Annotated in this window: 14 protein-coding genes; 6 read left to right on the top strand and 8 right to left on the bottom strand. The window is 72.2% G+C overall.

Annotated features, from left to right (window positions below):
• The first annotated feature begins 53 nt into the window (after nucleotides 1-53).
• Nucleotides 54-1,514 carry an LCP family protein gene (locus ACIRQY_RS27615; protein WP_403930396.1) on the top strand — a complete coding sequence of 487 codons (1,461 nt, stop codon included), beginning with the start codon at nucleotides 54-56 and terminating at the stop codon, nucleotides 1,512-1,514.
• Between the two features lie 238 nt (nucleotides 1,515-1,752).
• On the opposite strand, the gene ACIRQY_RS27610 is transcribed toward ACIRQY_RS27615, so the two are convergent.
• A complete protein-coding gene (locus tag ACIRQY_RS27610) occupies nucleotides 1,753-2,784 on the bottom strand; it encodes a glycosyltransferase family 2 protein (protein ID WP_403930350.1) in 1,032 nt (343 codons plus the stop codon).
• Nucleotides 2,785-3,042: 258 nt separating this feature from the next.
• Here ACIRQY_RS27610 and ACIRQY_RS27605 point away from each other — a divergent pair, with 258 nt between their 5' ends.
• On the top strand, nucleotides 3,043-4,422 hold the full coding sequence (locus tag ACIRQY_RS27605) for an LCP family protein (protein WP_403930349.1): 1,380 nt from the start codon (nucleotides 3,043-3,045) through the stop codon (nucleotides 4,420-4,422).
• A gap of 189 nt (nucleotides 4,423-4,611) precedes the next feature.
• Here the strand turns inward: ACIRQY_RS27605 and ACIRQY_RS27600 are convergent, their stop codons facing one another.
• Nucleotides 4,612-5,145 (bottom strand): acyl-CoA thioesterase, encoded by a 534-nt coding sequence (locus ACIRQY_RS27600; RefSeq protein ID WP_351791598.1) that lies wholly within the window; start codon nucleotides 5,143-5,145, stop codon nucleotides 4,612-4,614.
• A gap of 130 nt (nucleotides 5,146-5,275) precedes the next feature.
• On the opposite strand from ACIRQY_RS27600, the gene ACIRQY_RS27595 reads away from it, so the two are divergent.
• A complete protein-coding gene (locus ACIRQY_RS27595) occupies nucleotides 5,276-6,679 on the top strand; it encodes an LCP family protein (RefSeq protein WP_403930346.1) in 1,404 nt (467 codons plus the stop codon).
• 209 nt (nucleotides 6,680-6,888) lie between these two features.
• On the top strand, nucleotides 6,889-8,214 hold the full coding sequence (locus ACIRQY_RS27590; RefSeq protein ID WP_351791592.1) for a UDP-glucose/GDP-mannose dehydrogenase family protein: 1,326 nt from the start codon (nucleotides 6,889-6,891) through the stop codon (nucleotides 8,212-8,214).
• 254 nt (nucleotides 8,215-8,468) lie between these two features.
• On the opposite strand, the gene ACIRQY_RS27585 is transcribed toward ACIRQY_RS27590, so the two are convergent.
• From ACIRQY_RS27585 to ACIRQY_RS27570, 4 genes are all read right to left on the bottom strand, one after another.
• Entirely contained in the window at nucleotides 8,469-9,392 is a 924-nt protein-coding gene (locus ACIRQY_RS27585; RefSeq protein WP_403930344.1) for a membrane dipeptidase, read from the bottom strand.
• Between the two features lie 136 nt (nucleotides 9,393-9,528).
• Nucleotides 9,529-10,740: a dipeptidase gene (locus ACIRQY_RS27580; protein WP_351791588.1), complete on the bottom strand. Its 1,212-nt coding sequence runs from the start codon at nucleotides 10,738-10,740 to the stop codon at nucleotides 9,529-9,531.
• On the bottom strand, nucleotides 10,737-11,234 hold the full coding sequence (purE, locus tag ACIRQY_RS27575) for a 5-(carboxyamino)imidazole ribonucleotide mutase (RefSeq protein ID WP_403930394.1): 498 nt from the start codon (nucleotides 11,232-11,234) through the stop codon (nucleotides 10,737-10,739). The genes ACIRQY_RS27580 and purE overlap by 4 nt, the downstream gene beginning before the upstream one ends.
• A 41-nt stretch (nucleotides 11,235-11,275) precedes the next feature.
• Nucleotides 11,276-12,415 (bottom strand): 5-(carboxyamino)imidazole ribonucleotide synthase, encoded by a 1,140-nt coding sequence (locus tag ACIRQY_RS27570; protein ID WP_351791586.1) that lies wholly within the window; start codon nucleotides 12,413-12,415, stop codon nucleotides 11,276-11,278.
• 187 nt (nucleotides 12,416-12,602) lie between these two features.
• Here ACIRQY_RS27570 and ACIRQY_RS27565 point away from each other — a divergent pair, with 187 nt between their 5' ends.
• Nucleotides 12,603-13,118 carry a GtrA family protein gene (locus ACIRQY_RS27565; RefSeq protein ID WP_351791583.1) on the top strand — a complete coding sequence of 172 codons (516 nt, stop codon included), beginning with the start codon at nucleotides 12,603-12,605 and terminating at the stop codon, nucleotides 13,116-13,118.
• Between the two features lie 112 nt (nucleotides 13,119-13,230).
• Here the strand turns inward: ACIRQY_RS27565 and ACIRQY_RS27560 are convergent, their stop codons facing one another.
• Both ACIRQY_RS27560 and ACIRQY_RS27555 read right to left on the bottom strand, forming a co-directional pair.
• Nucleotides 13,231-14,502, bottom strand: coding sequence for an ATP-binding protein (locus ACIRQY_RS27560; protein ID WP_351791581.1), 1,272 nt, complete (start codon nucleotides 14,500-14,502; stop codon nucleotides 13,231-13,233).
• Nucleotides 14,503-14,627: 125 nt separating this feature from the next.
• Nucleotides 14,628-15,305, bottom strand: coding sequence for a response regulator transcription factor (locus ACIRQY_RS27555; RefSeq protein WP_351791578.1), 678 nt, complete (start codon nucleotides 15,303-15,305; stop codon nucleotides 14,628-14,630).
• A gap of 429 nt (nucleotides 15,306-15,734) precedes the next feature.
• Here ACIRQY_RS27555 and ACIRQY_RS27550 point away from each other — a divergent pair, with 429 nt between their 5' ends.
• On the top strand, nucleotides 15,735-17,234 hold the full coding sequence (locus ACIRQY_RS27550; protein WP_403930341.1) for a peptide MFS transporter: 1,500 nt from the start codon (nucleotides 15,735-15,737) through the stop codon (nucleotides 17,232-17,234).
• Nucleotides 17,235-17,365 lie beyond the last annotated feature (131 nt).

The following is a 17,365-nucleotide window of genomic DNA, read 5'->3' as shown; positions in this document are numbered from 1 at the left end:
GGCGCGCCAAGAAGGCGGGCAAGCGCAAGGCGCTGCGCTGGGTGGCGATCACGATGTCGGTGCTGATACTCGGCACGGCCGGCGCCGGATACCTGTACTACGAGCACCTGAACAGCAACATCCGCGGCGGCAGCCGCGCGGGCGGCGAGAGCGGCGTCAAGAAGGCCACGCCGAACGCGCTGGGCGACACTCCCCTGAACATCCTGCTCATCGGCTCCGACAGCCGCGCCGACGCCAAGAACGTGGCGCTCGGCGGCGGCAAGGACCTGCGGGACAGCAAGCCGCTGGCCGATGTGCAGATGCTGCTGCACGTCTCGGCGGACCGGCAGAACGCCTCCATCGTCTCCATACCGCGCGACACGATCGTGCCCATACCGGAGTGCAAGGACGGCGCCACGACCTACCCGGCGACCACCAGCTCGCCCATCAACGAGACGCTGGCGCGCGGCGGTCCCGGCTGCACCCTCACCACCTGGGAGAAGATCACCGGGATCTACATCGACCACTGGATGATGATCGACTTCGCGGGTGTGGTGGCGATGGCCGACGAGGTCGGCGGTGTCCCCGTCTGCGTGAAGACCGGTGTCCACGACAAGCCGACCCGCATGGTGAAGGGCGGCTCCGGTCTCAAGCTGCCCGCCGGGACCACCGAGGTCCAGGGCAAGCAGGCCCTCCAGTGGCTCCGCACCCGGCACGCCTTCGGCAGCGACCAGAACCGGGCCAAGGCCCAGCACATGTACCTCAACGGCATGGTGGGCAAGCTCCAGAAGCAGGACGCCTGGAGCGACACCGGCCAGCTGATGGGCCTCGCCGAGACCGCCACCAAGGCGCTCCAGGTCTCCGACGAGCTGAAGTCCGTGAAGAAGCTGTTCGACCTGTCGATGCAGCTCAAGAACGTGAAGATGAACCGGCTGACGACGGCGACGGTCCCGACCGCCGAGTGGTCCCAGAACCGGAACAAGGTCGTCATGATCGAGTCGGCGGCCGACAAGATGTGGTCGATGCTCCGTGACGACATCGCCTTCGACAAGAACGGCAAGGCTACCGGGACGAAGACCGGGCCGACCGCGTCCGCGAAGCCGAAGGCCGTCGCGGAGGACCCCGGTTCCCTCGCGGTCACGGTCTCCAACGGCACCGCGGGCACCGGCGGGGCGGCCGTCGAGGGCCGCGCCAAGGACATCGCCGGGGCACTGGCGGGGAAGGGCTTCACGCTGGCCGCGGCCACCACGGAGCAGCAGCCCCGTGAGGACACCGTCGTCCTCTACCCGAAGTCCGGCGGCGACCAGGGCAAGGCGAACGCCGTCTCCGTGGCGAAGGCCCTCGGCATCCCCGAGGCCAAGGTCAGGGCCGACGCGAAGACGGAGGGCATCACCCTCGTCGTCGGCGCGGACTGGCACGAGGGCTCCCGCTACAAGGCCCCGGCGGCGAAGGCGGGCGACCTGCCCGAGGGCGCCGACGACAAGACGACCTGCATGGACATCTACTCGGTCTACCGCTGGGACGGGAAGAGCTGACCCGCTCCCCCGCACACGCACGACGGCCGGGCCCCTCGGAGGGGCCCGGCCGTCGTGCGTGGCGCGTCGCGCCCGGGTCGTACGGGAGACCCTGCGGCCCGGTCGCGCCGGGACGGTCGCACCCGGTCTCACCGAAGCGGTCGCACCGGGCCGCACCGGGGCCGTCATGCGCGGGCGGTGCCGGGGACGCCCGGCCCCGGTCGCACCGGAGCCGTCGCGCCCGGGAGGTGCCGGAGGGTCAGACCGCTTCGGTCTCGCCGGTGCGCACCGCCGGGCGGCGGCTCGCGATGACCTTCCTCGCCAGCGACCGGGGGCTCGTCAGGAAGCCGTAGCCCCAGGACATGTGCATGGTCGCCAGCGCCACCGGGATCCGCAGCCGGGCCTTGAGCGGCAGGCCCTTGCCCGCCGGGAGCGAGCCCGCCGTGATCGCGGCGAGGTAGCCGGCCGGGACGAGGAAGCCGAGCGGGGTGAGGACGGCGCCCACGACCAGGCCCGCGGCGATGGCGCAGACGGCCACCGGCGGGGCCAGGTAGCGGAGGTTGATGGAACCCTGGTGGTAGCGGGCCACCACATGGCGCCACCGCCCGTAGTCCTTGTACTGCTTGGCCAGGGCCCGCACCGAGGGGCGGGGGCGGTACTGGACGCGCAGCTCCGGCGAGAACCAGATCAGGCCCCCGGCCTCGCGGATGCGGAAGTTCAGCTCCCAGTCCTGGGCGCGGATGAACTCCACGTTGTAGCCGCCCTGCTGTTCGAGGGCCTCGCGGCGGAACACCCCCAGATACACGGTCTCGGCGGGCCCGGCCTCGCCGCCCGTGTGGAAGGCCGCGTTGCCGACGCCGATCTTCGAGGTCATCGCGGCGGCGACCGCGTCCTCCCAGGCGTTCTCGCCCTCGGCGTGCATCACCCCGCCGACGTTCTGCGCGCCGGTCTCCTCCAGGAGCCGGACGGCGGTCGAGATGTAGTTGGGGGAGAGCATCCCGTGGCCGTCGACGCGTACCACGATCGGGTGGTGGGACGCCTGGATCGCCGCGTTGAGCGCGGCGGGTGTGCGGCCGGTGGGGTTCGGCACCGTCTGGACACGACGCCCGTCCGAAGCGGTTTCGCGGACGAGCTCGGCGGCGATCTCGTCGGTGCGGTCCGTGGACGGCCCGAGCGCGATCACCACCTCCATCTCGCCGTCGTACTCCTGCTCCAGGATGTGGCGAACCGAGGTGCGCAGGTACCGCTCCTCGTTGAGGACCGGCATGATCACGGAGACGGGGGGCAGCATGGTTCCTCGGAGTTCGGGGGTCGCCCCCCGGTAAGACGGTGGTTTGCCGCCACGTTACCGCGAACGGGGGACACCGGGCGCGCCCGCACGGGTGGCGCTCCCCTGCTCTGATCGTATGGGCCTACCGTTCTTCCGGTTCCCAGGTCCCGCCCGCGGAGGTGTCCGTCCGTGTCCACACCGCCCCGCACACCCCGTCCACGGCCCGCCGCCCGAACCGTGCCGGTCCGTCGGCGGAGGCGCGGGCGCCCCCGGTGGGGGATGCGGATGGCGACGGCGCTCTCCGTCACGGTCCTCCTGGCGGGCGGCATCGGCCACGCCGTGGTGACCGGGCTCGACACCGGGATCACCCGGGTCGACCCCTTCAAGGACATGAAGAACAGGCCGCAGGGCGGGCACGGGATGAACGTGCTCGTCGTCGGCACCGACGGACGGGACCGGATCACCCCGGAGGAACGGACGCGGTACCGGCTCGGCGGCGCGCCCTGCCACTGCACCGACACGGTGATGCTGGTGCACATCTCGGAGGACCGCGAGCGGGCGAGCGTGGTGAGCCTGCCCCGCGACTCGTACGCCGAGATGCCCGAGCACACCGATCTGACCTCGGGGAAGAAGCACCACGCGCATCCGGTGAAGCTGAACGCGGCGTACGCGGAGGGCGGTCCCGGGCTGACCGTGCGGACCGTCGAGTCGATGACCGGCGTCAAGATCGACCACTATCTGGAGCTGGACTTCGCCAGCTTCATGCGGACCGTGGACGCGGTCGGCGGGGTGCAGATCTGCACGAGCCGGCCGCTGAAGGACGCGAACACCGGGCTCGACCTGCCCGCCGGCACCCATGAGCTGAACGGCGGCCAGGCCCTCCAGTACGTGCGCTCCCGGCACATCGACGGCGCCGCCGACATCGGGCGGATGCAGCGGCAGCAGCGCTTCATGGCGGCCCTGATCGAGCGGATGAGCAGCGGCGGGGTGCTGCTCAACCCGGTGCGGTTCCGGGAGGTGGCGACGACCATGCTCAGCTCGGTCCGGGCGGACGAGGAGTTCGGCACGGACCAGCTGCTCGCGCTCGCCAAGGCGATGCACGGCTTCACTCCGGCCTCGTCGGAGTTCGTGTCCGTGCCGATCGGCGACATGAGCTTCCCGGTGAAGGGGATCGGCTCCACGGTGAAGTGGGACGCGGCCCGGGCGCAGAAGCTGTTCCAGTCGCTCCGGGAGGACCGGCCGCTGGCCCCGGCGCGCCCCGCGACCTCGGCGAAGGCCCCGGCGGCGGTCGTGGTGGACGTGGCGCCGCGCACGATCCGGGTGCAGGTCTACAACGGCACCCGGACCGACGGGCTCGGCCGGAAGGTGGACGACGCCCTGCGCGGCACCGGCTTCGACACCACCCGGACCCCGCTGACGGGTGCGGGGCGGGAGCAGGCACGGACGCTCGTCGAGTACGACCCCCGCTGGGACCGTTCGGCGAAGTCCCTGGCGGCGGCCCTGCCGGGCGCGGAGCTGCGGCCGGTCCCGGGGCGCGGCGGGACGCTGCGGGTGACGGTGGGCGCGGACTACAAGGGGGTGACGGCGGTACGGGCGGAGGAGACGGGCCGCACGGGCCCGTTCGAGGCGGTCACGGGGGACCGGGTGGTGTGCCCGTAGGGGCTCGGCCGTACGGGCGTGCCCGTGGGGGTCCTGCCGTAGGGGGCACGCCCGTAAGGGACTGTCCCTGGGGATGTACCCGTAAGGGCCGTCCGGAGCCCGGGGCGGGCGCACGGGGCGGACCTACGGGGTCCGGCGTACTGGGTCCGAGGGCCGGGGCGGAGGTGCGGGTCCCGTCCGGCCGGGGTGTCAGTCCGTGTAGCCGTCCGCCGCGCGGCGCTCGCGGAGTTCCTTGATCGCCTGGCGGCGGGCGAGGCGGTGGGTGCGGCGGATCTGGGCCTCCTGGTTGCGCCGCTTGTCCCGCTCGGTCTCCGGGACCACCTGGGGAACGGGACGGGGCTTGCCGTCCGCGTCGACGGCCGCGAAGACCAGGTACGCGGAGCCGACCTGGGTGGCGGGCGTGGACTCGTTCCAGCGCTCGGCCAGGACCCGGACGCCGACCTCCATCGAGGACCGGCCGGTCCAGTTGACCTGGGCCTTCACATGCAGCAGATCGCCGACCCTGACGGGCTCCAGGAAGACCATCTCGTCCATCGAGGCGGTGACGGCCGGGCCGCCGGAGTGACGGCCCGCGACAGCGCCCGCCGCGTCGTCCACCAGCTTCATGATCACGCCGCCGTGCACCGTACCGAGGAGGTTGGTGTCGTGGCTGGTCATGATGTGGCTGAGGGTGGTGCGGGAGGCGGAGGTGGGCTTGCCCGGGATATCGCCCTGATCTGTCATGCCCTCCACCATATGCCGGGCTCGTCGTCCGTCGCCGTTCGGTCGGGTTTGCATCAGCTTGGCAACAGCACCGGTCCTATCCTCCACCCGGCCTGTCGCCGGTGAAGTCCGCACCGGCACACTGGTCCGCATGAATGACTGGCCCGAAAACGGCGGCTACGGCCGCGGCGGCGCGACCCCCCAGCCCGAGGGACCGCGCCGGATGAGCCATGTGCGGCGACCGCAGATGCCGCAGCAGCCGCCGCGCCCCGACCAGGGCTACGGCCAAGGCCAGGGCCAGGGCTACGGCGGCCAGGGCCGTGATCAGGGCTACGGCCAAGGCCAGGGTCAGGGTCAGGGCCAGGGGCGTCGTCAGAATCCCGACCAGGGCTACAACCCGAGCTTCACCCAGGCGCAGGGCACCGGCTACGACTCCGGCTACAGCTCGGGCCAGGTCTACGGCGGTCCTCAGGGAGGCGGCCGGCAGGGCGGTGGTCCCCAGGGCGGCGGCCCCGGCGGTGTGCCCCCGCAGTACACGCCTGGCCCCGGCGGCGGCCGTCCCGGGCGGCCCGCCCCGGACTGGCGCAAGCGGATCAAGATCGGTTCGATCGTCCTGGTCGTGGGCGTCCTCGTCTGGGGCGTCGGCACCTATGCCTGGGCCAGCTCGCGGATGCGCAACGAGGTGGACCTCTCCAAGGTCATCGAGCGGCCCGCCGAGGGCGACTGCACGACGTATCTGATCGTCGGTTCGGACAGCCGCGAGGGCATGTCCGCCGAGGAGAAGAAGAAGCTGCACACCGGCTCCGCCGAGGGCAAGCGGACCGACTCGATGATGATCCTCGCGGCCTGCTCCAGCGGGAACACGATGGTCTCGCTGCCCCGTGACTCCTGGGTGACGATCCCGAACTTCGTCGGCTCCGAGTCGGGCAAGTCGTTCCCGGCGCGCGGCGGCTCCAAGCTGAACGCCGCCTACGCGATGGACGGCCCCGAACTGCTGGTGCGGACAGTCGAGTTCAACACCGGGCTGCGCATCGACCACTACGCCGAGATCGGCTTCGCGGGCTTCGCGAACATCGTGGACGCGCTCGGCGGCGTCGAGCTGAACATCGAGAAGGGCTTCAAGGACAAGAAGTCCGGCGCCGACTTCCAGGCGGGCACCCAGACCCTCGACGGCGAGCAGGCGCTGGCCTTCGTCCGGACCCGGTACGCCTTCGCCGAGTCGGACCTCCAGCGGACGAAGAACCAGCAGAAGTTCCTCTCCGCGCTGGCCAACCAGGCGGCGACGCCGGGCACGATCCTCAACCCGTTCGCGCTGTACCCGACGCTCGGCGCCGGTCTGGACACGCTGATCGTGGACAAGGACATGTCGCTGTACGACCTCGCCCAGATGTTCTTCGCGATGAAGGGCATCAACAGCGGCGACGGGAAGTCGATGAACATGCCGATCGCGGGCAGCGCGCCGCAGGGCTCCCTGAAGTGGGACATGCCGAAGGTGAAGCAGCTCGTCGAGCAGATCAAGAACGACCAGAAGGTCACGGTCGAGTCGAACCGCTGACCCTCCCCCGTACGTACGAGAAGGGCGCCTCCCGCCGGGGGCGCCCTTCTCGCGCGTCCCGGCCCGCAGGAGGCCGCGGGCCGTGGCCGCCCGCCCCCGGCCCTGCCGACCGTCGTCGATCAGGTCGAAGGGCAGGCCGCGCCGGGAGTCCCGACCGGGGCAGGACTATGCTCGGGCAGGCATTCGCCCGATCTTCCCTGGAGAACCGCATGGCCCTCAAGATCACCGTGATCGGCACCGGCTACCTCGGCGCCACCCACGCCGCGGCCATGGCGGAGCTGGGCTTCGACGTGCTGGGACTCGACGTCGTCCCCGAGAAGATCGAACTGCTCTCCACCGGCCGGGTCCCGATGTACGAACCGGGCCTGGAGGAGCTCCTCGCGAAGCACGTCGTCGGCATCGAGGGCTCGACCGGGCGGCTCCGCTTCACCACCTCCTGGGAGGAGGTCGGCGCCTTCGGCGACGTGCACTTCGTCTGTGTGAACACCCCGCAGAAGCACGGCGAGTACGCCTGTGACATGAGCTACGTCGACGCCGCCTTCACCTCCCTCGCCGCGGTCGTCCGCGAAGGGGCCCTGGTCGTCGGCAAGTCCACCGTGCCCGTCGGCTCGGCCGAACGGCTCGCGGACGTCCTCCCCGAGGGCGTCGAACTGGCCTGGAACCCGGAGTTCCTGCGGGAGGGCTTCGCCGTCCAGGACACCCTGCGCCCGGACCGGGTCGTGGTCGGTGTCCGCGGCGAGCGGGCCGAGAAGCTGCTGCGCGAGGTGTACGCCGTCCCGGTCGGCGCGGGCTCCCCGTTCGTCGTCACCGACTTCCCGACCGCCGAACTGGTGAAGACGGCCGCGAACTCCTTCCTCGCCACCAAGATCTCCTTCATCAACGCGATGGCCGAGGTCTGCGAGGCGGCGGGCGGTGACGTGGTCCGGCTCGCCGAGGCCATCGGCCACGACGACCGCATCGGGGCCAAGTTCCTCCGCGCGGGCATCGGCTTCGGCGGCGGCTGCCTCCCCAAGGACATCCGGGCGTTCATGGCCCGCGCCGGAGAGCTGGGCGCCGACCAGGCGCTGACCTTCCTGCGCGAGATCGACTCCATCAACATGCGGCGGCGCGGCCAGATGGTCGAGATGACCCGCGAGGTCCTCGGCGGGAACTCCTTCCTGGGCCGCCGGGTCGCCGTCCTCGGCGCCACCTTCAAGCCCGACTCGGACGACGTCCGCGACTCCCCCGCGCTGAACGTCGCCGGACAGATACACCTCCAGGGCGGCCAGGTCACCGTCTACGACCCCAAGGGCATGGACAACGCCCGCCGTGTCTTCCCGACCCTGGGGTACGCGGACTCGGCGCGGGAGGCCGTGCGCGGCGCGGACGTGGTGCTGCACCTGACCGAGTGGCGCGAGTTCCGCGAGCTCGACCCGGCGGAGCTGGCCGGAGTGGTCGCCTCCCCGGTGATCCTGGACGGCCGCAACGCGCTGGACGCCGAGCGCTGGCGGGCGGCCGGCTGGACGTACCGGGCGATGGGCCGCCCGCGCGCCTGAGACGACGAGCCGACGGGAGGAGGGGGGGGGGGGGGGGCGCCCCCCCCCCCCCCCCCCCCGGGGGGGGGGGGCCCCCGGGCCGGGGGGGGGGGGGGGGGGCCGGCCGCCCCGCCGGCCGCCCCGCGCGGCCCGCCGCGCGGGGGGGGGGGGCGGGCGGGGCGGGCGGGGGGGGGGCCCCCCCGCGCCCCCCCCCCCCGCCGCGGCGGGGGGGGGGGGGGGGCGGCCGCCCCCCCCCCCCTCCTCCCGTCGTACGGTCAGGCCGCCGCGGGCCGGATGCGGTTCGTCCGGGACAGGAACTCCGTCTCGCGCAGCGCCCGGGTGACGTTGGCGTGGGCGAGCCCCACCAGTTCCTGGGCGGGCCAGCCCCGGCGGAGCAGCTCCGCGAAGAGCGGGACGTAGCCGACGGCCGGGGCGGTGGTGCCGGAGAGGCCCGCGCAGTGCGGACCGGCCAGGGCCCGCACCCGGTCGAGGACGTCCGCGACGGCGGCCGGATCACCGGTCACGGTGACCATGCAGACCGCGCCGTTCTCGCCGAGGAGGCCGAGGACGTCGTCGGCGAGGCCCTCCGGGGCCGCCCGGGTCAGCAGCGCGGGGGCGCGGGTGACCGCGAGGACCCGGCGGAGCGTGTCCTGGTCGGCGCCCGACAGGTCCACGGCCAGGCCGATGCGGTTCATCTCCCGTACCGCGCCGTGGGCGAAGCGGTCGTAGCGGGTGAGGCCGACGGCCCGTACGCCCAGGGCGTGATAGGCCCGCAGGGTCGCGGCCGAGCCGCCGAGCGCGTTCCAGCCGACCGGCCCGAGCAGGGCGGCGACCCGGCCGCAGTTGCGGGCGTGGGCCATCTCGGAGGTGGTGTGCGCCAGGCGCAGGTCCTCGGGGCAGGCGGCGACGAGCGCGCGGACCGCGTCGATGCGCCGCAGGGTCCCGACGACCCCGTCGTCGCCGTCCACCCGCAGCGACCAGAACTGGGCTCCGGCCTCCGCCGCGCGGACGGGCGGCAGGTCCTCCGGGTCGAGGGACCGGGGCAGCTCGGTGTGCCCCTCGGTGACGGGCTGGGCGGCCAGCAGGGCGCGGGCCCGGCTGGTCTCGTCGGGCGGTGGGGGCGGCTCGGGAGCCTGGGGCTCGCCGCCGGTGGCGGGAACGGTGGAGAGGGGGGCGTGGGCGTCTAGCAGTTCCGCCATGGCGTACTCCGAACTCGGTGATGCAGTACCGCCCCGCCATGTGCGGCGGGGCAGTACCGTCCACCGTGCCACCGGGCCCCCGGGGGAGCGCGGCGGACTGAGCCGTCCGGGTGAGGCGGGACGACCGTACGGCCCGTCAGGCGCCTTGCGGGACCAGGGTGTCCAGGGAGGCGAGCGTCGCGTTCGACGGGGCCGTACGGGCCCGCAGATCGCGCGAGACGGCCTCCGCGTCCCGGAGCGCGCGGACCGCGTTGGACCAGGTCAGCTTGGCGAGGTCCGGGTGCGACCAGCCCCGGTGCAGCAGCTCCGCGACCAGGTTCGGGTATCCGGCGACGTCGTCGAGTCCGGCCGGGGTGAAGGCCGTCCCGTCGTAGTCGCCGCCGATGCCGATGTGGTCGATGCCCGCGGCCTCGCGCATGTGGTCGAGGTGGTCGGCGACCGTGGCGGCGGTGGCGACCGGGCGCGGGTCCGCCTCCTCGAAGGCGCGGTGCAGCGCCATCGCCCGCTCGGTGGTGTCGAGGTGGTCGAGGCCGTGCGCCCGCAGGTTCTCGTCGGCGCGGGCGGTCCACGCGACGGCCGCCGGGAGGATGAACTTGGGCACGAAGGTGGCCATGGCGACGCCGCCGTTGGCGGGCAGCCGCTCCAGGACGTCGTCCGGCACGTTCCTCGGGTGGTCGCAGACCGCGAGCGCCGAGGAGTGCGAGAAGATCACCGGCGCCACCGAGGCGTCCAGCGCGTCCCGCATGGTCGTGGCGGCCACGTGCGAGAGGTCGACGAGCATCCCGCAGCGGTTCATCTCGCGGACGACCTGCCGGCCGAAGGCGGAGAGACCGCCGACGCGGGGCACGTCGGTCGCCGAGTCCGCCCAGTCGTTGTTGTCGTTGTGGGTGAGCGTCATGTACCGCACGCCCAGGGCGTGCAGCGCGCGCAGGGTGCCCAGCGAGTTGTTGATCGAGTGGCCGCCCTCGGCGCCCTTCAGAGAGGCGATGCGGCCCTGTGCGCGGGCCGCCTCCATGTCGTCCGCCGTACGGGCGGGGGCGAGGTCGGCCGCGTACCGCTCCAGGAGCTGGTCGACGATGTCGATCTGCTCCAGGGTGGCGCTGACGGCGTCGTCCCCGGCGAGACGGCAGGGCACGTACACCGACCAGAACTGGGCGCCGACGCCCCCGGCCCGCAGCCGGGCCAGGTCGGTGTGGAGCGCGCCGCTCTGGTCGGCGCCGATGTCCATCCGGTCCAGGTCGTAGCGCACGTGCTCGCGCAGCGCCCACGGCAGGTCGTTGTGGCCGTCGGCGACGGGGTGGTCGGCGAGCAGCGCGCGGGCCTCTTCGAGGCGGTCGGCGGCGCTCATCGGGCGAACCCGAAGGACTCGGCGCCCTCGACCCTGGCCCGCAGCGTCTTGCCCTTCTCGGTGGCCTGCTCGTTCAGCTCCCGCTGGAAGCCGCGCATCCGGTCGAGCAGCGCGGGGTCGTGCGCGGCGAGCATCCGGACGGCGAGCAGGCCCGCGTTGCGGGCGCCCGCGACGGAGACGGTGGCGACGGGGACGCCCGCGGGCATCTGCACGATGGAGAGCAGCGAGTCCATGCCGTCGAGGTACTTCAGCGGCACCGGCACGCCGATGACGGGCAGCGGGGTGACGGAGGCCAGCATCCCCGGCAGGTGAGCGGCGCCGCCCGCGCCCGCGACGATCGCCTTGAGGCCGCGCCCGGCGGCCTCCTCGCCGTACGCGATCATCTCGCGGGGCATCCGGTGCGCGGAGACGACGTCGACCTCGTAGGGGACGCCGAACTCGTCGAGGGCCTGCGCCGCGGCCTCCATGACGGGCCAGTCGGAGTCGGAGCCCATGACGATGCCGACGACGGGGGCGGGGACACTGCTCGTGCTGCTCACTCGGTGATCGTTCCTCGCAGGTATCCGGCGGCGTGGCGGGCGCGCTCCAGCACGTCGTCCAGGTCGTCGCCGTAGGTGTTGACGTGGCCCACCTTACGGCCGGGCTTCACGTCCTTGCCGTACATGTGGATCTTGAGCTGCGGGTCCCTGGCCATGCAGTGGAGGTACGCGGAGTACATGTCCGGGTAGTCGCCGCCCAGGACGTTGCACATCACGGTCCACGGGGCGCGCGGGCGCGGGTCGCCGAGCGGCAGGTCGAGGACCGCACGGACGTGGTTGGCGAACTGGGAGGTGATCGCGCCGTCCTGGGTCCAGTGCCCGGAGTTGTGCGGGCGCATCGCCAGCTCGTTGACGAGGATGCGGCCGTCCGCGGTCTGGAACAGCTCGACGGCCAGGTGGCCGACGACGCCCAGTTCCGCGGCGATCCGCAGCGCCAGCTCCTGCGCCTGTCCGCCGAGCCGCTCGTCGAGGTCGGGGGCGGGGGCGATCACGGTGTCGCAGACGCCGTCGACCTGGCGGGACTCGACGACCGGGTAGGCGACGGCCTGCCCGTGCGGGGAGCGCACGATGTTGGCGGCGAGCTCGCGGACGAAGTCGACCTTCTCCTCGGCGAGGACGGGGACGCCCGCGCGGAACGGCTCGTGGGCGTCCTCGGGGGCGCGGACGAACCAGACGCCCTTGCCGTCGTACCCACCGCGCACGGTCTTGAGGATGATCGGATAGCCCCCGGTCTCGGCGGCGAAGGCCGCCGCGTCCTCGGGGTCCGTCACGATGCGGTGCCGGGGGCTGGGGGCGCCGATCTCGTCGAGCCGGGCGCGCATCACCCCCTTGTCCTGGGCGTGCACCAGCGCGTCGGGCCCGGGGCGGACGGGAACGCCGTCCGCTTCGAGGGCCCTCAGGTGCTCCGTGGGGACGTGCTCGTGATCGAAGGTGATCACGTCACAGCCGCGCGCGAAGTCACGCAGCGTGTCCAGGTCGCGGTAGTCGCCGATGACGACCTCGCTCACCACCTGGGCCGCCGAGTCCTGCGGGGTGTCGCTGAGGAGCTTGAACTTGATGCCGAGGGGGATGCCCGCCTCGTGGGTCATACGGGCGAGCTGACCGCCACCGACCATACCGACTACCGGGAACGTCACCCCCTTAGGGTATCCGCACCATCGGGGAACACTCGTCCGGCTGTGCTTTGGCACAACGAAGGGCGGGCGGGGAGGGGGTTCTCCCGTGGTTTCCGAGGTACACGGGCGGGTGACGGGAGCGCTGGTTAGCATGGTCGGGTTGACGTCAACCGGACGCCACCCGAACGGACGGGACAGAGCCATCACCATGAGTGAACCCGGCGCGCTGCGCACGCGACTCGACCGGCTCGCCCGGGAGGTCGCCAAGTTCGGTGCCGTGGGTGCCGTCGGGGTCCTGGTCGACCTCGGGGTGTTCAATCTCCTGCGCCACTACTCGGACCTGCAGGTGGTCCGGGCGAGCGTCGTGGCCACCGTGGTCGCCATCGCGTTCAACTACGTCGGCTTCCGGTACTTCACCTACCGGGACCGGGACAAGAGCAGCCGCACCAAGGAGATGTCGCTCTTCCTCGTCTTCAGCCTGATCGGTCTGGTGATCCAGAACGGGCTGCTGTACACGGCGACGTACGGCTTCGGCTGGGACTCGTCGCTCCAGAGCAACTTCTTCAAGTTCTTCGGCATCGGTGTGGCGACCCTGTTCCGCTTCTGGTCGTACCGCACCTGGGTGTTCCGCGCGCTGCCCGCGAAGGAGGCGGTGCAGACCGCCGAATCGTTCCTGGAGCACGCCCCGCGGCAGGCGAGCCGCCGCCAGCCCGACCGGGTCTGACGGACTTCCACGGACTTCTTTCCGGCCCCTCCGGACCCCGCTCGGGCCTTCCGGTGGGGCCGCCCGTCACCGTACGGACCCCGGCCCCGTCACCGTACGGACCGCCCGTCGGTCACCGTACGGGCCGTTCCCTGGGGGTGTCGGAGACGCTCCGGACCTCGCGGCTCAGGAAGAGCGCGAAGACCGGCGGCTGCTGCTGGAGGAGTTCCAGACGGCCGCCGTCCGCCTCCGCCAGGTCCCGGGCCACGGCCAGTCCGATGCCGGTGGAGCTGCGGCCGCTGACCGCCCGCTCGAAGATCCGCGCGCCGAGGTCGGCGGGGACACCGGGGCCCTCGTCGGTGACCTCGATCACCGACTGGTTTCCGGTGACCCGGGTCCGCAGGGCGACCGTGCCGCCGCCGTGCATGAGGGAGTTCTCGATGAGGGCGGCGAGGACCTGGGCGACGGCGCCGGGGGTGCCGACCGCCCGCATCCCCTGCTTGCCCGAGTGGACGATGGCCCGTCCGGCGCTGCGGTAGGCGGGCCGCCACTCCTCGATCTGCTGTTTGACGACCTCGTCGAGGTCGAAGGCGACGGCGGAGCCCGTCCGGGGGTCCCGGGAGTTGGTGAGCAGCCGTTCGACGACGTCGGTGAGCCGCTCGACCTGGGTGAGCGCGATCGTCGCCTCCTCCTTGACGGTGCCCAGGTCGTCGGCGAGCGCGACCTCCTCCAGGCGCATGGAGAGCGCGGTGAGGGGGGTGCGGAGCTGGTGGGAGGCGTCGGCGGCGAGTCTGCGTTCGGCGGTGAGCATCCGGGCGATGCGTTCGGCGGAGGCGTCGAGGACGTCGGCGACCCGGTCGAGTTCGGGGACCCCGTACCGCTTGTGGCGGGGGCGGGGGTCGCCGGAGCCGAGGCGTTCGGCGGTCTCCGCGAGGTCGGTGAGCGGGGAGGCCAGTTTGTCGGCCTGCCGTACGGCGAGCAGGACGGCGGCGATGACGGCGAGCAGCGCCACCGCGCCGATGATCATGAGGGTCCGGCCGACCTCGGCGGTGACGGCGGAGCGGGACTCCTCGACGGTGACGGTCTCGCCGCGCTCGCCCTCCGCGAAGCCCTTGAGGACGTCGCCCCTGGGGCGGGTGCCGATCTCGATGGGGGAGCGGCCGGGGATGTCGATGACGGCGTACCGCTTGGCGCCGCTCTGCTCGGCGAGGATGTCGGGGTTGACCGGTTCGCCGCCGATCAGCCGGCTGTCGACGATGGAGACGATCCGCAGGGCCTCCGAGTCGACGCTCTCCTGGGCGCTGCTGGTGATGGTCCGGGTCTCCACGATCACCAGGGAGACGCCGAAGACGGCGATGACGACGAGCACCACGGCGAGCGTGGAGTTGATGAGACGGCGGCGCACGGTGCGGTGTCAGCTCTTTCCGGGTCCGGGTCCGGGCCCCCGGGCGGCGGACCCTGCCGGTCCGGCCGTTCCCGTACGGGCCCCCGACGGTCCGGCCCTTCCCGGGCCGGACCCTGGCGGGCGGGTCAGCTCTTCTCGAAGCGGAAGCCGACGCCCCGGACGGTGGCGATGTAGCGCGGGTTCGCCGCGTCGTCGCCGAGCTTCTTGCGGAGCCAGGAGATGTGCATGTCGAGGGTCTTGGTGGAGGACCACCAGGTGGTGTCCCAGACCTCGCGCATCAGCTGGTCGCGGGTGACGACCCGGCCCGCGTCCCGGACCAGGACCCGGAGCAGGTCGAACTCCTTGGCGGTGAGCTGGAGCTCCTCGTCGCCCATCCAGGCGCGGTGCGACTCGACGTCGATGCGGACGCCGTGGGTCGAGGGGGCGACGGCGGGCTCGGTGGCGCCGCGCCGCAGCAGGGCCCGGACCCGGGCGAGGAGTTCGGCGAGCCGGAAGGGCTTGGTGACGTAGTCGTCGGCGCCCGCGTCGAGCCCGACGACGGTGTCGACCTCGTCGGCGCGCGCGGTGAGCACCAGGATCGGGACCGTGTGGCCCTCGGCGCGCAGCCGCCGGGCGACTTCCAGTCCGTCCATGCCGGGCAGTCCGAGGTCGAGCACGACCAGGTCGACGCCGCCCTGGAGTCCGGCGTCGAGGGCGCTCGGACCGTCCTCGCGGACCTCGACCTCGTACCCCTCTCTCCGCAGGGCGCGGGCCAGCGGTTCCGAGATGGATGCGTCGTCCTCGGCGAGCAGTACACGGGTCATGGGGTGATGGTAGTCGGCGCGGGTGCCCGGCCGGGGCGTGATCGGCCGGGCCCGTGGAACGCCTGCGGATCTTGTGGTGGTCGCGCGCGAGACCTTCGAATGTTCCCGTTCGGTTGCATCAGGACCTGTGATCCATCTCTCAAGTCCTTCCATATCCGACAGTGTCATGTCGTATGGTGGCGAGACGTCTGTAGCGGTACACGGGGACCTTTGGCCAGTTTCATGAGCCAAGGTCCTCTTCTGCGTGAGGTCGGCCCTGCCGCACCTTGGAGGACAGTGAATGACCTGTGGGCCGGGTTCCGGGACGCGACGACGCGTCTCCCGGGGCGTGGATCCCGGTGGGGCCGCCCGCGGCGCCACCGGTGCCGGCCTCCCCCACCGGGCGCACCACGCTCACAAGGCGCGCGTCCCGACAGAGCAAGGATCGACATGGCGTCCAGCCTGAAGACGGCTTCGACCGGAACCCCTGGTTCCGAGAAGACGTTCCTCGGCCACCCGATGGGCTTGGCCTTCCTCTTCATGACCGAGATGTGGGAGCGCTACAGCTTCTACGGCATGCGCGCCCTCCTCGTGCTGTACCTGGCCACGAACGTGGCCGACGGCGGGTTCGGGATGAAGGACGCGACCGCCGTCGCGATCTACTCGGTCTACAACGCGATGGTCTACCTTCTCGCCCTGCCGGGTGGCTGGCTCGGCGACCGCGTATGGGGCGCGCGGAAGGCCGTGGCCGTCGCGGGCGTGGTCATCATGGCCGGCCACTTCCTGCTGGCCGTCCCCGCCCAGGCGTCCTTCTTCATCGGTCTCGCGCTGATCGCGGCCGGTTCCGGTGTCCTCAAGGCGAACATCTCCACGATGGTCGGCCACCTCTACCCGGACAAGAACGACCCCCGGCGCGACGGCGGCTTCACGATCTTCTACATGGGCATCAACCTGGGTGCCTTCGTCGCTCCGCTGACCATCGGCTGGGTCGGCCAGCAGGTCAACTGGCACCTCGGCTTCGCCATGGCCGGCGTCGGCATGGCCCTCGGTCTGCTCTTCTTCTTCATCGGCTCCCGCCACCTCAGCGAGAAGTCGAGCGAGGTCCCGGCCCCGCTGAGCCCCGTCGAGCGCTCCACCGTGATCCGGAAGGCCCTGGTCTGGCTGGGCGTCGCCGGCGCCGCCTACGCCATCGTCGGGCTCGCGGGCCTCTTCACCATCAACTGGGCCCTGTGGCCGCTGACCGTCCTCGGTCTGGTGCTGCCCGCCTGGTACCTGTTCCGGATCAAGCGGGACAAGGAGCTCACCCCGATCGAGCAGGGCCGCATGTCCGGCTACGTCTGGTTCTTCGTGGCCGCTGCCATCTTCTGGGGCATCTACGACCAGACCGGCTCGACGCTCTCGCTCTTCGCGAAGAACAGCACGCAGTCCACGCTGTTCGGCTTCGACTTCCCGGAGAGCTGGTTCCAGTCGCTGAACCCGCTGTTCGTGATGGCGCTCGCACCGCTCTTCGCGATGCTGTGGGTCGCGCTCTTCAAGCGGAACAAGGAGCCGAGCACGCTCTCGAAGTTCGCTGCGGCCCTCGTCCTCATCGGTGGCTCGTTCGGCGTCATGATGATCGCCCAGGGCATGGCGTCGGGCGACACCAAGGTCTCCCCGATGTGGCTCGTCAGCGTCTACTTCATCCAGACCGTCGGTGAACTGTGCCTCTCGCCCGTCGGCCTGTCGCTCACGACGAAGCTCGCCCCGGTCAAGTACAGCTCCCAGATGATGGGCGTGTGGTTCCTCGCCGTGACGGCGGGTGACTCCGTGATCGCACTGCTCCAGCTCATCGGTGCCCCGACGGACAGTCAGGCGTGGTTCGCCAGCCAGGGTGTCCTGGCCGCGCTCGCCGGTGTCGCGATCTTCATGTACCGGAAGAAGGTCAAGGCGCTCATGGGCGGCGTGAACTGACACCGCCGCGAAGGCGAAGGGGCGGGGGCCCGGCCCCCCCCCCGCCGGGCCCCCCCCCGGGCCCCCCCCCGGCGGCGGGGGCCGTGGTGGGGTCGCAGGAGCCCCCCCGGGAGTTGTTAGTTGCGCCCCGC

It is taken from the genome of Streptomyces sp. NPDC101490 (assembly GCF_044767145.1).
Classification (GTDB): domain Bacteria; phylum Actinomycetota; class Actinomycetes; order Streptomycetales; family Streptomycetaceae; genus Streptomyces.
The sequence above is the reverse complement of the archived record's forward strand: the minus strand, read 5'-3'. Positions and strand labels throughout refer to the sequence as shown.